Below are 14,747 nucleotides of genomic sequence, written 5' to 3'. Positions count from 1 at the left end.
AGGGGCAGAAGAATATGCGAAAAATGTTAAAAATTCGTTGGGTTTTGTTAGCTATATGGGTAGTAGTTACTGTTATATTTGCATTAAACCAACCTAACCTAAAACAAATATTAAACCAAAAGGGTCAAGCTACCATTAGTGAAGATTCACCATCCTTACTTGCAGCTGATATGATAAACAAAATGGGCACCTCAAAGGGTGATACCGCAATATTCGTTTTTAATGATCCCAAAAAAATATCTGACGCCGGTATGAAAGATATCCAAAAAGGTATAGAAACCCTTCGTAACCGTAAATCTTCACTAAAAATAAATAATATAGTAGATCCTTTTAGTACTCCTGATGCTAAAGATCAACTTATATCGAAAGATGGTACTACCTTAATAACTCAGGTTACCTATGACAAAGGAACTAGAGATAGTGAAACTATAATAGATGGATTTACAAATGCAGTAAAAGGCGTTAAAACAACTCACTATATAACAGGTGCACTAGCAATAAACAATGATTATTTAGTAGCTACAAATAAAGGTGTTTCAAAAAGTGCAATTTTAACCGTTATATTTATATTATTGGTACTTATAATAATGTTCCGCTCTGTAGTTACACCTTTTATATCCCTATTCGCAGTTGGAATTGCTTACCTATGTTCTTTGGGAATAATAGGAATTTTAATAAATGTGTTTAACTTCCCAATAACCAGTTTAACTCAAATGTTTATGATTCTTGTATTATTTGGTATAGGCACAGACTATAACATACTCCTATTTAATAGATTTAAAGAAGAATTAGGTCATGGATTATCTATTGAAGATGCAATTGTTACTACTTATAAAACTGCTGGAAAAACAGTGTTTTTCAGTGGACTGACAGTATTTATGGCTTTTGCTAGCCTTAGTTTTGTACAATTTCCAATTTATCGTTCAGCTAATGCTGTAGCTATTGGAATAGCTGTACTTTTATTAGAACTCTTAACGTTAACACCTATTCTAATGAAACTTATTGGTGGAAAATTATTTTGGCCTTCACATGATTCCTCAGGTCACAAAGAGAGTAAAATATGGGCAAATGTAACTTCAGCTTCTGTAAAGCATCCTGCAATATCTTTACTAGTAGTTGCTGCTATTATAACCCCAGTGATATTATTTAATACCACAAAATTATCCTTTGATAGTCTTAAGGATTTAAGTCCTGATACACCTTCAGTAAAAGGCTTTAACCTAGTTTCAGATAAATTTGGCAGAGGAAAAGCTATGCCAACTACTATTGTACTAGAAAGTAAAACCCCAATGGATAACAATAAATCCTTAGCAGTTGTTGATTCATTAACAAAAAAACTAAAAACGTTAGATGGAGTTAAACAAGTTGCCAGTGTAACTGAACCAAAGGGAGACCCCATAGACAGTTTTTATACAAATACTCAAACTAAAACTGTGGTAACGGGACTTGGTTCTGCAAATGATGGTGTCAGCAAAATAAACGATGGTTTAAAGAAAATCGGCACTAGTCTTAATACCCCTGATTTTTCTGGTGTTAAAGATCTTGCCAATGGTACCGGAACTCTTGAGACTGGTATTGGATCAATTACTGATGGACTAACTAAAATTGATGCTGGTATAGATCAAGGTGCGAGTGGTGCAGATAAACTTACTGCTGGTATTGCTGGAGTAAAAGCTGGCATAGCTAGTCTAAATGCAGGTTTACAAACAATATCAGACAATATGACTGAAGTTCAATCAGGTTATGTTCAGCTTGGCCAGGGTTATAAGTCCATAATAGATACTTCTGGACCGGTAGTGGCCCAAATCAATGGTTCAATTGACTCAATAAATGCTACAATAGACTTAATTAGCGCTAAGCTCCCCAATGATCCAGATGTTGCCAAACTAAAAGGACAAGTAAAAGGTCTTTCAATGTTGCTGAGTGGAGTATCACAAAATATTGACAAATTAAATGGTAATTATGATAATTTAAATAAGAACCTAGTTCTTCTAAATGGTGGTTTAGAACAAAGCATAGAAGCTACTGGTCCAAATTCTAAGTTAGTAACGGGATTAGCTCAACTTGAAACAGGTGAAGCTGGTCTAGCTTCAGGACTTAGACAAGGAAGCGCAGGTCAAAAAACAGTAATTTCTAGTATGGCTCAATTAAAAGCAGGAGCAGGAAAAATTAAAGATGGTCAAAATACTTTATATACCGGCCTTACTGCCCTAAGTGGTGGAATGACACAACTTAAAGATGGTATAGGCAAAAGCAGTGATGGACTAGGAACAATAAACACTGGAATAAATAAAGCTAATGGCTTCTTAACACAATTAACAAATACACAATCATTTTATATACCTAACGAAGCTTTAGGTACTCCTGATATAAATAAAATGTTTGATGCATATATGTCAAAGAATAGAAAGATAACAAAACTTACTGTAACTCTAACATCAGATCCTTATGCTCCAGAATCTATAAAGCTTATAGATGAAATGAATACCATAACTGAAAATCAATTAAAAGGTACTAGCCTTTCTGATGCTAAGTTTGGAATATCTGGTCCAACTGCTAATACTAATGATTTAAATAATATAGCAACTCATGATATAACATTTACACAAATAATAGTGCTTTCAGCTATATTTATATTACTAGTACTAGTAATAAGATCTTTCTGGATCCCAGTATATATAGTAGGATCTTTATTAGTAGCCTATTATACCGCTATTTCTGTAACCTCCTTCTTAACATCAAAATTATTTAGTGATGTAGGTGGAATGTCTTGGAATGTACCATTCTTCTCCTTTGTAGTAATAGCGGCCCTAGGGGTTGATTACAGCATATTCCTTATGACACGTTTTAGAGAATATCCGGATACAGATCCAAAGGAAGCTATAGTCCTTGCAGCTAGAAACATTGGGGGAGTAGTAATGTCTGCGGCTCTGATACTTGCAGGTACTTTTGCCACACTATATCCATCAAATATCCACATATTAATGGAACTCGCTATTTGTGTAGTAACAGGATTATTCCTGCTAAGTTGTATTCTTCTACCAATAGTTATTCCTGCTTTAATTTCTTTATCAGAAAATATATCATCAAAAAGAAAAAAAGAAATAAAAGATTCTTCTGATAAAGATTTTATTGCATAATAAAATGTTCCAAAAATTAATATGAAAATGGCTGCATCACATAGTAAAAATTTCTATGTGATGCAGCCATTTTAAATAAAAATATAACCCACTCCACAATTGTGATTTGAATTATTATTTCTTTTCAAATGCCTAATATGAACTTTTTCTGAAAATCTGATGCATCCATAGGTTTTCCAATTATATATCCTTGAATTAAGTCACATTGAAGATCATTTAATATATTAAATTGTTCTTCTGTTTCAATTCCTTCTGCAACAACTCTAATATTCAAACCGTGTGCCATCATTATTATTGATTTAATAATCAATATATTTTTAGAATCTTCTTCTAGATTCATTATAAGTGATCTATCAATTTTTATTATATCAATAGGCAATTTATTCACATAGCTAAGAGAAGAATATCCGGTACCAAAATCATCTAACGAAATTTTAATACCAAGCTTTTTCAGCTGTGTCAATATATATATAATTGATTCAGGATCCTCAATAGCTTCGTCCTCCGTAATTTCAAGATTTAAATACATTGGAAGTAGCGAATTCTTATTCAGTATGCTTTCCACTATTTCAACAAAATATATTTGTTTTAGTTGTGTATATGATGTATTTACTGATATACACAAATCTTTCATACCAAGCTCATGCCATTTTTTACACTGTATACATGCATTTTCTAACATCCAATTATCAATGGCTACCATTTCACCTATACTCTTAGCAATTGGAACGAATTCTATAGGTGTAATAATTATATCCCCTTGTTTCCACCTTATAAGAGCTTCTGTATTTAACACTTTCATTGATTTTAAATCTATAATCGGTTGATAATAAGTTATAAATTCGTTATTTAACATTGCTTTATTTAATTTTATTTTCATCTCTAATTTATCCATAACTTTTTCATTCATTTTTGAAGAATACAAAGTATATCCATAACCATCACTATTTTTAACTTCATACATGGCTAAATCAGCATTTTTAATTAAAGTATCAGCATCTGTGCCATGTTCTGGAAATATACTTATGCCTATGCTCGCTCCAATAAATAAATGTTCTTCATTGTAAATGAATGGTACTCTTAATGTTCTTTCAATGTCCGCTGCTATTTCCTCAGCCTGTAAAGATGAATTTAAATTTTCTACTATAATTATGAATTCGTCTCCACCTATTCTACTAACTGTATCATTTTCACTGATAATATTTTTTAATCTTCCTGCCACCGTTTTAAGAATATTATCCCCAGCTTGATGACCAAATTTATCATTTATATTTTTAAAATCATCTAAATCTATGTAAATAACTGCAAATTTTTCATTTCCATTATCCAATAATTTATTAATATTTTCTAACATTTTTTTTCTATTAGGAATTTCTGTAAGAGCATCATAATATACAAAGTGACGTATTTGTTCCTCTGCACGTATTCTATCCCTAATCTGATTTTTAAGTGTTGCATTTGATTTTTCTAATTTCAAAGTATTATTTCTTTCCATTTCCGCTATTAGCTTTCTCTCAGAAATATCATGTAATAAAATAATGACCCCTAGTATATCCTTATATTCATCGTATATAACTGTTGCTGATAATTCACATGCAACATAATCCTTACTCTTTTTTTGCAAATTAATTTCAATGTTATTAACATAACCTTCTTTAATTACATTTTTTAATTGGAAATTTTTGTTATTAATTAATGTATTGAAATTTTGTTGTTCCAATTCCTCATAATTATGTTCAGTTATATTTAAAGATGCCTGATTACAATCTTTTATAACAAAACCCTCATCCAAAATAAAAATAGGTTCATTAACAGCATTAAAAATATATTCTGACATAAATTTAGGAGTAATAGCCATCATCCTATGCTTATTTATGGCATAATAAATTCCAACAATTATTATTAACCCCATTATAACCGCTGAAGGAAAAACGATGATACCCATTGCTGGCAAAACTACATCTGTTGTTACTCCCAAAACAAAACTTATAATACTGGTTATCAAAATGATTTTTGTCTGTTTTTTAATTCTATTTTTTTTAGAGTTTCTTCCCCTTAAAAATATTAATATAAGTCCTATTAGAAAAACCACTGGAATCATAATATCATAATAAACATCTCTTGCTTCTGCGATGCTTATCCAACCATAGTATCGTCTAAGCATTACCTGTGATGGATCATCTGTTATATTACTTATAAAAAATATTATTGAAGGAATGTATATTAAAAACTTTATTTTCAAACTATATTTTTTATGATTTGGGCTGTTTAGCAGCAATGCAAAATTCAACCAACACCCATAAAAGAAACAATACCCCACCACTGAAACTGCTCTCCATAAATATGCAACCTTTATATTTGGAGATATTAGCATAAATGCATATCCTATTGCCCAAAGACTACAACAAATACATAAAGCTAAAAATATACAGTTAACTTTTGATTTATTATCTATTTTATAAATATATATACCCAAAAATATGTAAATAATAAAACATGTAAATAACAACGTAAACCAAAAAATATTAATAAGATCATCTCCAAAATAAAAATCATACATTATTGAACTCAGAGCAGGTAATTAATCATTTATTTTTCTCACTTCTTTATCATTCTACATATAGTTCTATATTCCCTCTAATTTCTACACGGAATTATTTTTAAATAAGGAATAAAGCATGTATGAAAAAATTTTTTTTCATTTAACATTATAATTGTGTTGATGATGATATTCTTTATACTATTAAAAATGAATAAACTTGTCCAAAATGTGTTTATGCATTTTGGACAAGTTTATAGTGAAATTTTATATTATAATTTAATCTTTATAACTACCTTTTTTATATTCATTGGTTTATCAAAAATACAACCTGGTTTATGAGCATCTCTGGGGAAAAAGATGCAATAATAATCATTTTTTAAATTTATTTTTGAAAAATGATTAGCTTCTTTGTAAAAAGTTATATCTTTTTCTTTAGAATACTCTTGATCTACTGCTAGTTGATTTGTTGGTGACCATACAATAGTTTCCTCACCGTTAACTATATACTGAATATCTATGTATTTTTCATGTGATTCCCATTTATTTTCTTTATCCTGTTTTGTAATATAAGATTGTACAAGTGCAAACACATTATCAGAATCTATTTCATATTTGCCATCCTTAAGATTCTTTATATCATTATTATTTAAAAACTCAAAAGCCTTTTTAATGTTGCTATTTATATTTGTATATAAATTTTGATTTTCTAACTTGTCTAAAATCATTTTATACCCTTCTTTCAATATTATTTTAGTATATAGTTTTTACTTGTACTAGTCATTATATCAATTTCATTTCATTACTGCAAAAACATAGCAATTAGTTCAATTTTCTAATTGAAGCTATAATTAAAGAAATAACAGGAAATATAATTATAAAAGGAATCACAAATACGGAATATATACTTGCTGCGTACACTTCATCCACTGTTGAAGGGAACATAGTCATTGAAAGTATAACACTTATAACTCCAACAGGAATCACTAATGGTTTATAACATCGTAATTTAAAAACCTGAGCTATGGACAGTACTGTAGCATAATAAAAAATACAAATTTTTAGAAATACATTAAATAAAAGTACTACTGCTATTAACACTTCCATTCTTTCGATAACATTTCCTATATTTATGTTTTTTGCCACTTGATAGGATGGAATTACTTGAATGCCCGCTATATTCCCAAGTATAGCTGTATTTCGGAAAATTACATTAAAAAAAAGTATGCCCCCTATAATTAGACCTCCAAAAGCAATTTTTTTTACTTGTTTTATGTGGTTAACATATGGAAAGATCATCAAAAATACAATTATTTCTCCAAATGGAATTGATATTATAAGATTAGTTCCTTCAATAAATTCTTTAAAATTTACTTGAAAAAAAGGTAGAAAATTTGATAATCGCATATCCTTTATGGTAACTATGGTAATAAATATACATACTATTATAGATAATATAGCCAAAATAAATCCAGATCTAGCTATTACTTCTATTCCTTTTTTTACAGTGTATATACATATTATTATAGTAATTATTGCAAATACGACATTATCTGTTTCTGGAAAAAGATATGTAGAAAAAAAGTCTGTTATAAATCTTAGATTTGCAGGGATTATGAACCAAAAATAATAAATATATAGTATACCCATGATTTTTCCAAAATACTCACCGTATATTTTCCCATTTATCTCTATTAAATTTTTACCAGGAAATTTTTTACTCATCGATGTATATATCCATAACAAAAATAAACATATTATAAACCCTGCTAACAAAACTATCCAAGTATCTTGTTTTGTTATTCCACTTATGAAAGCTGATGTAAGTGTGGACGCTTGAATTAAACCAATAATTAAAAACATTAATTGTGAGCTTGATATTATACCTTTTTCAATTTTCATAATTGACACTACCCTTATGTATAAAAATTAACTTTATTTATAATTTAAATGTAATATATGCTTTATCAAATATTCCTCTCCCTTTACAGGATTAGGTATTGGTATACCTATTATATAAAATAAACTCATTATAAATGCTATAATTAAAAATACAGAAAATATTTTAAGTTCATGCCAATATTTATTTTTAATTAGCCCTGGAACTTCAATCAATATTATACCTATAAAAATCATTATCAATAAAAAAATCATTTTATACCTCATTATAGTTAATACTATTTATCTGGTGACATAATAGGTTTAGTAATTCTTCCTGTTCTATTTATTTTCGAATGGACACTTACATCCACTTGGATCTTTTGAAATATTTCATCCCAATTTTTCTCCATTTCCATCCATTGTTTAGGATAATGCTCATATATAATATCTCCAAATCCAAATGTATCAGCATTTAGCTCTCGTGATTTTTTTAATGATGAAATCACTTCTTCTTTTATAATATCTTCCTCGGATTTTTCAAGAATAGCAAAAGCTTTTGGATTTGCAAAATCTTCAGCAGAAGTTTGCTCCTGTAAATCCCCTTCTTGTTTTATCTCTATTTTCATTTTTGGTTTATTATCTTTTATTTCGGCTGTTATTTTACTGCTAACATGTGTTGTTTCAATATCCACTTTATCCTTGTCATCCGGCATGCTAACAGTAATAACTCCATCTTTAACTTTATTAATCACCCATAAAAGACCACGAGTTTCTTTTTTATCAAGGGTTCCAACCATTTTGTCTTTTTTAAATACTGCTGTTTCTGAAAGATACACTGTTTTTTTCTTATCTTCTTTTGATACTTCAATTATAGGTGCAATGGGTGATGTGGTTTTACTCATAAGTCTTGATGCAAAATCTTTTAACTCCACAGCTGGCATTAATGATGTATCTTCCTCTTGGTTTCTAATCAATTCACCAATACTTCTTCCAGGAGTAGTCTCAAGTCCAGGTTTTATATCTAACATTTCAGCAGCACTTCCTTTAGCTACTATAACCCATACTAAAAGACGATTCTCACGATAACGTAGAAAAAAATCAATATACTTTGATATACCTGCTTCTGCTGCATCTTTCCCTAAAATTATTACTTGATTGTGTGAAAAAAACAACTTACGATTTATTTTGCGATTTATATTTTTTACCGCCTGGGAAATACTCCTTCCTTTTTCTTCTAAATTCAAATAACCAGAATCACTTCCACCTACACTTCCACTTGACCCTTTGGGCGAACTTTTAATATCTAGCACCTTTGCCACTTGAACCGTTATGTCTACCATATCATTCGCTTTTCCTTTATCAATTCCAACCCCCATTACAATTGCTAGCTTATTTAATTCATGAGCACCCCAACAAGACGTCAGATTTATAACTATGAAAATACATACAATTATTTTTATAAACACACTTATGTATTTTTTCATCAAATTCACCCCATATATTTCTAATCCTTATTTACTCTACCTTTTGGTGGCTCTGGTTTTGCCCCTTCACTTTGCCTCTTCAAATTTTGGCGTACTATAGTTCTTGGTCTAGTAAACATATTCCAAAGATGAGTTCTTATAAATGTATCCTTTAAATCTTCTGCACTTAGTGGTGCTAATGGCGCTAAATATGGCGTTCCAAAAGATCTTAGGGATACCACGTGTACTAGTACTATCAAAAACCAATTCCAACTCCAAATATACCTAGACTTCCCCCTAAAACAAGAAACATTATTCGTAAAATAGAAATAACATCTGTATACACAGGAACTACAAAACTGGAAATAGCTGTTAGAGCTACCACAATAACCGTAAGTCCTCCAATTAGACCTGCTGACACTGCTGCCTCACCTATTACTAAAGCGCCCACAATACTTACCGCTTGACCTACGGGACGTGGTAAACGTACTCCCGCTTCTCTTAAAATTTCAAAAGTTATCATCATAACTCCAACTTCCATAACTGCCGGGAAAGGAACCCCTTCATGACTTGCGGCCATAGTAAATAATAATGTGGTTGGTATTAGTTCCTGATGAAATGTAGACAATATTACATAAGTAGCTGGGGCTAACACACTTACGTAAAAAGCAATAAACCTTAATATTCTTACAACACTTGCATAAAACGGTCTTGAATAATAATCTTCTGCACTTTGAAAACCCTCGATAAAAAGCATAGGCATAGTAAGCACGAAGGGAGTTCCATCAACTAAAATAGCAGCCCTCCCCTCCAATATTTTGGCCGCTGTAGAATCAGGTTTTTCAGAATTGCCCACAGTAGGGAAAATAGAATAAGGCGCATCTTCTATAAATTGTTCGATATAACCTGACTCTAAAATGGCATCTACACTAATTCTATTTAGTCTTTTTTTTATTTCTTTTATGAGCTTAGGGTTAACAACACCTTTTAGATAAACAATACATACACTAGTCCTTGTTTGTGTACCAATTTGCATTGTTTCAAATAATAAATTATGATTTTTTATTTTACGGCGGAGTAATGTCATATTCGTAGCAATATTTTCGCAAAACCCTTCTCTAGGTCCTCTTACTACGGCTTCAGTTTTAGCTTCTTCTATAGCTCGGGTTTCAAACCCCTTTGACTGAATAATTAAAGCGTCCTTAGAACCTTCCCTGAGAAATATAGTATCTCCAGATAAGCATCCATCCAGGAGTTCATTTATAATAGAGGTCTGCTTTACATTTCCAACAGAAATTAACGCATTTTTTATAATGCTTAAATTACCAAATTCTAATTCACTTTCATTTTCTAAATTATATAATTTACTTTCATACATAAAAGGTTTAATTATTGTCTCATTTATAGTTGTTTTTTCCGTCATACCTTCTAAAAATATAACTGCTGCATTAATTTGTAATTTAGAACCAAAAGAAAATTCCCGATAAATTATGTCATTACTTGATCCTAAAATTTTTTTCAAAATATTTAAATTATCTTTAAGGCTAAAAGAAAGTTCGGGCTCTACAGTCTCTTCCTCTGTACTTTCATTATTGATTTTAGGATTTTTAAGTTGTAGAAACTTAAGTTTTTTATATAAATAGTCCAGCATTGCCCTTACCCCTTCTTTCAGATTCCTAAACTTTTTTATTAACATCCTTCTTAAACTCTGGATTATAATATTTCACTTTGAAAATATATAGAAAAATTTCACATATGAGTACTCCAACTAACAGAATAGTATATCCCCAAGAAAAGATAACCATTAATGACGGATAAAATCCTCTTCCTTCCAAGAACTTTTGTAAAAATTCTATAATCCACATATTACTCATCACCTTTAAATATCTATAATTCAGATCGCTTCTTTTTTATCTTGTAAATAATCAATAATAATAGTGGTGCAATATTAGTGTAGACCACAGCGAAATAGTGTACATCAAAAGGGAACATCCATTGGTGAAACACATAACTAGGCTCAAATACAATGGCGAACCATAACAAAAATATACTTACGAAAATAATTGTCAACTTATTATGCTTTTTAATTTTAAATAATGTATTTAAAATTAAAACAGCAGCATTGATATATATGGACATCTTGAAAAATCCGCCAAAAAATAAAATAATAACTCCGATAGCATCAAAATTGGTTATTATGTTACCTATATTAATTAACCTTATAGTTTCTACTAAAGGTACAGTTGCAATTGAAACATATTTAGCTCCTAATACAGTTATATCCATAACTACAGTTATGCAAAGTAGTATTCCAGAATAAAAAGCAGCTTTCATTGCAGTCTTTCTTACAACTTTTTTTTCATTTGCATAGTTCCAATACATTAGGAAAACAAACATCTCTCCAAATGGAAATACTACTAGACTAGGCAAAGTTTTTAGAACTGGCTTAATACCATCACCTAAAATTGGTGTAAGATTTGTAAAATCTACATCTCCGGATATGTAAACTAATATACACAAACTTAACATAAATACTACAATAGCAGGCATGATTATTTCACTGGCACGAGCTAATACTTCAACTCCTTTAAATAGAACATATATAATAACTAATAGGAATATAAAATTTATAAATAATAGTGGTGTCTCTGGAAGTACAGTTATAATTATTAATTCACCAAATTCTCGAAGATTACGAGCACTATGCCAAAAGCAACCTAATAAGGTAAGTAAAATAAGTGGTATTCCAAGTTTTTTCCCCAACACTATAAGAATTATTTCAACATAATTCTTGTCAGGAAATGCACTTTGAAGTTCCGTGTAAATCCACACAAAACCTAAACCAATTAATAAAGCAAGTAATATTACTATCCAAGCATCCTGCTTAGCGTCAATTCCTAATGCAAAAACAGATGTACTACCTACTTCAAATAAAAACATTAGTGAAAATAATTGATGCTTGCTTAAATGTATCATTTGACTCCCATCCTTATCTTTAATAGGGTAGCAGCACTAAAAGTCAGATTTTCATATCCCCTCTTTATAAATATATCTAACTTTAAAAGGTAGTATCCTATACCTATATATTAACCACTAATGTTTTTAATATGTATAGTGACCTATTGTTTTAATTATTTGAGAAAGATTTAGGTTCAGTTAGCCTGTAGTCTTATAATAAAGACTACAGGCTAACTGAACCTAATATTTTAATTTACACTAATTGTTAATACAAATTATCACTTAAACCAAAATCCTTATCTAAATAAAGCATAATACCATGAACTACTCCTTGTCCATTAATTATAGCCGTTTTTCTTGATTTATCATCAGGTGTTGTTGCTACAGCATTTGAAATAACTGTTAATAAATCTTTTTCAGAAATATTGGGATTTTGGGCAATGGTAGCGGTAATTGTTTGTTCAGCATTTGTGCTTCCCAGTACACTTCCACTTCCATCAAGCACAGCAATATCAAAAGCTAGAGCAAAACCTCTTACAGTTTTCAAATTATATTTAGTGCAGATAAGCATTGCTTGTTTAACATAATAAATTTGTGCATCATTCTCAATGCTTATATAATCCGAATTTTTGTATAGATTAACAAGTTGAGAATGCCAAGGTTCACTAATATTATTGGAACCGTCATTAATGCTTTGAGCCCATTTAAGCTGATTTGCCTGGGTGTCAAGTATCATTGCATGCAAAACATTATAGTTTGTCCCAAAAATACTTTTAAGTTCAGAATTATATTCTCTGTCCATTCTATTTAACAGTGGTTGCAGAGAATCTTGACCTATACACCATTGAAGGTATCCCAAAGATAATCCTTGTCCATCAGAATTTCCTGCAATTTGAGTTAAATCTCCCACTTCAAACTGCGTAGTTATCTTACTTGCAGTATTAACAACACTATCTGGTGGCGAAGTATATGTTTGTATATAGGAGCTAGATACGTAGGCAATACCGCCATTATAATTAATTTTGTCCCACACAATACCATTGGCAGTTACATTACCCAGAACTTCCACCTTTGCATAATCGTATAGCTGACCCAATATCGTACCACTTGTACTAGATGTTGATCTTACATTAAGATCAACTGTAAAGTCTGTGTTATTCACATATCCAGTAGTATATGGTATTGGTATTGCTATTCCTTTTATTAAATCAGTTAACTTTGCATTTTCTATTGTATCTTTAACAGCTTGTACTGCTGTTGTGGCTGATTGTATATCTGTATCTAATTTGGTAGTTTGTGCTTTTGTAACTGCATCTATAGCACTTACTTCTGCTATTTTTTCTGCATCAGTTTTTACTATTTCTATTCTTAATGCTTCCATCCTAAGACCTTTTCCATCCGTACCTGCTTCTGCTGCGCCAGTAATAGATGTACCATTCAAAGTTTGTACTGGTGCTTGCCAACCAATATTTTCTATATGAGTTTGATATTCTACAGCATATCCTGGTAAACCATTTAGAGTAATTTTAAAAGCTTCTACCCTAAGTCCTTTTCCATCCGTACCTGCTTCTGGAGCAATATCAATGGCTTTATTACCAGTTTCAGTAACGGGATCCTGCCATCCAATATTTTGTACGTGACCTTGGTATGTGATGCTTGCATCTTGTGGCAAATTGGTGCCTGTGATTTTTAAAGCCTCAACTCTAAGTCCTTTTCCATCCGTACCTGCTTCTGCAGCATCAATTATATCTGACTGATCTCCAGTTGTAGTAACTGGTTTCTGCCATCCAATACTCTGCACGTGACCTTCATAACTAATTCCGTATATTGAAGCTGGTACTTTAGCCGTTGCTATTTTAGCAGTTAATGCTGCGTTCTCTGTAGTATCTTTGACAGCTTGTACTGCAGTCGTTGCAGCTTGTATGTCTGCATCTGATTTTGAGGTTTGCGCCTTTGTAATTGCATCTATTGCAGCTACTTCTGCTACTTTTTCAGAAGCTGTCTTTACTATCTCTATTCTTAATGCTTCCATTCTAAGACCTTTTCCATCGGTACCTGCTTCTGACGCACCAGTAATAGCTGTCCCATTTACAGTTTGTACCGGTGCTTGCCACCCAATATTCTCCACATGTGTTTGATATTCTATAGCATATCCTGGTAACCCATTTAGAGTGATTTTTAAAGCTTCTACTCTGAGACCTTTTCCATCAGTACCCGCTTCTGACGCAGAAGCAATTGCTGTGTTACCATTTGTTGTAACTGCTGGTTGCCAACCAATATTTTGTACGTGCCCTTGGTATGTAATGCTTACACCTTGTGGTAAATTAGTGCCTGTGATTTTTAAAGCTTCTACTCTAAGTCCCTTTCCATCAGTACCTGCTTCTGAAGCGGCAGTTATGTCTGCCTGATCGCCAATTGTAGTAACTGGTTCCTGCCATCCAATATTTTGCACGTGACCTTCATAACTAATACCATAAATGGAGTCTGGTGCTTTCGTAGTAGTTGTGGTGCCTGCAAAAGCACTCTTTCCTGGTAATACGGCTACTAATATGCTTATTGCAATAATAATGCTCAAACCTTTTTTTCCCAATTTCAATTCCCCCCGAATAAAGTTAGTTTTAAAACCAGCTTTATTTCAACCTAATTATTTATTGTAAATACATTATATAACATTTCCTTTAATAATTCATTAACACCATGCTATGGATTAACAAAATATTAACACCTTAAGTCATTATAATACATTATATTTTGATAAAACTTGGA

At 31.1% G+C, this 14,747-nt stretch carries 9 protein-coding genes and 1 pseudogene; 1 reads left to right on the top strand and 9 read right to left on the bottom strand.

Features of this window, described 5'->3' with window-relative positions:
• Positions 1 to 14 precede the first annotated feature (14 nt).
• On the top strand, positions 15 to 3,140 hold the full coding sequence (locus tag BR66_RS0102840; protein ID WP_026881532.1) for an MMPL family transporter: 3,126 nt from the start codon (positions 15 to 17) through the stop codon (positions 3,138 to 3,140).
• A 124-nt stretch (positions 3,141 to 3,264) separates the two neighbouring features.
• On the opposite strand, the gene BR66_RS0102835 is transcribed toward BR66_RS0102840, so the two are convergent.
• The 9 genes and pseudogenes from BR66_RS0102835 to BR66_RS26360 form a co-directional block, all read right to left on the bottom strand.
• Positions 3,265 to 5,700: an EAL domain-containing protein gene (locus BR66_RS0102835; protein WP_084156294.1), complete on the bottom strand. Its 2,436-nt coding sequence runs from the start codon at positions 5,698 to 5,700 to the stop codon at positions 3,265 to 3,267.
• 251 nt (positions 5,701 to 5,951) lie between these two features.
• Entirely contained in the window at positions 5,952 to 6,407 is a 456-nt protein-coding gene (locus BR66_RS0102830; RefSeq protein ID WP_026881530.1) for a NanQ anomerase/TabA/YiaL family protein, read from the bottom strand.
• 94 nt (positions 6,408 to 6,501) lie between these two features.
• The gene (locus tag BR66_RS0102825; RefSeq protein WP_026881529.1) at positions 6,502 to 7,581 is read right to left on the bottom strand and encodes a GerAB/ArcD/ProY family transporter; all 1,080 of its coding nucleotides are present in this window, start codon (positions 7,579 to 7,581) and stop codon (positions 6,502 to 6,504) included.
• Positions 7,582 to 7,614: 33 nt separating this feature from the next.
• The gene (locus BR66_RS0102820; protein WP_026881528.1) at positions 7,615 to 7,833 is read right to left on the bottom strand and encodes a hypothetical protein; all 219 of its coding nucleotides are present in this window, start codon (positions 7,831 to 7,833) and stop codon (positions 7,615 to 7,617) included.
• 23 nt (positions 7,834 to 7,856) lie between these two features.
• Positions 7,857 to 9,044, bottom strand: a complete 1,188-nt coding sequence (locus tag BR66_RS0102815) for a Ger(x)C family spore germination protein (protein WP_026881527.1) — start codon at positions 9,042 to 9,044, stop codon at positions 7,857 to 7,859.
• Positions 9,045 to 9,064: 20 nt separating this feature from the next.
• Positions 9,065 to 10,674: pseudogene (locus BR66_RS23030) on the bottom strand (spore germination protein).
• Between the two features lie 25 nt (positions 10,675 to 10,699).
• On the bottom strand, positions 10,700 to 10,888 hold the full coding sequence (locus BR66_RS0102805; RefSeq protein WP_035795347.1) for a hypothetical protein: 189 nt from the start codon (positions 10,886 to 10,888) through the stop codon (positions 10,700 to 10,702).
• A 22-nt stretch (positions 10,889 to 10,910) separates the two neighbouring features.
• Complete coding sequence (locus tag BR66_RS0102800; RefSeq protein ID WP_026881525.1) at positions 10,911 to 11,999, bottom strand: GerAB/ArcD/ProY family transporter; 1,089 nt, start codon at positions 11,997 to 11,999, stop codon at positions 10,911 to 10,913.
• Positions 12,000 to 12,246: 247 nt separating this feature from the next.
• Positions 12,247 to 14,571, bottom strand: a complete 2,325-nt coding sequence (locus BR66_RS26360) for an SH3 domain-containing protein (RefSeq protein ID WP_242841095.1) — start codon at positions 14,569 to 14,571, stop codon at positions 12,247 to 12,249.
• Between the last annotated feature and the right edge of the window lie 176 nt (positions 14,572 to 14,747).

The sequence above is a fragment of the Clostridium akagii DSM 12554 genome (genome assembly GCF_000686725.1).
Lineage (GTDB): Bacteria > Bacillota > Clostridia > Clostridiales > Clostridiaceae > Clostridium_I > Clostridium_I akagii.
Note: the sequence above shows the minus strand (reverse complement) of the source record. Positions and strands in the feature narration are given on the sequence as shown.

Bases quoted from the DNA above. Each gene is read 5' to 3' on its own strand.
- BR66_RS0102805 (WP_035795347.1), bottom strand. From the start codon at position 10,888: ATGTGGATTATAGAATTTTTACAAAAGTTCTTGGAAGGAAGAGGATTT.
- BR66_RS0102840 (WP_026881532.1), top strand. From the start codon at position 15: ATGCGAAAAATGTTAAAAATTCGTTGGGTTTTGTTAGCTATATGGGTA.
- BR66_RS0102835 (WP_084156294.1), bottom strand. From the start codon at position 5,700: ATGTATGATTTTTATTTTGGAGATGATCTTATTAATATTTTTTGGTTT.
- BR66_RS0102815 (WP_026881527.1), bottom strand. From the start codon at position 9,044: ATGAAAAAATACATAAGTGTGTTTATAAAAATAATTGTATGTATTTTC.
- BR66_RS0102825 (WP_026881529.1), bottom strand. From the start codon at position 7,581: ATGAAAATTGAAAAAGGTATAATATCAAGCTCACAATTAATGTTTTTA.
- BR66_RS0102830 (WP_026881530.1), bottom strand. From the start codon at position 6,407: ATGATTTTAGACAAGTTAGAAAATCAAAATTTATATACAAATATAAAT.
- BR66_RS0102820 (WP_026881528.1), bottom strand. From the start codon at position 7,833: ATGATTTTTTTATTGATAATGATTTTTATAGGTATAATATTGATTGAA.
- BR66_RS0102800 (WP_026881525.1), bottom strand. From the start codon at position 11,999: ATGATACATTTAAGCAAGCATCAATTATTTTCACTAATGTTTTTATTT.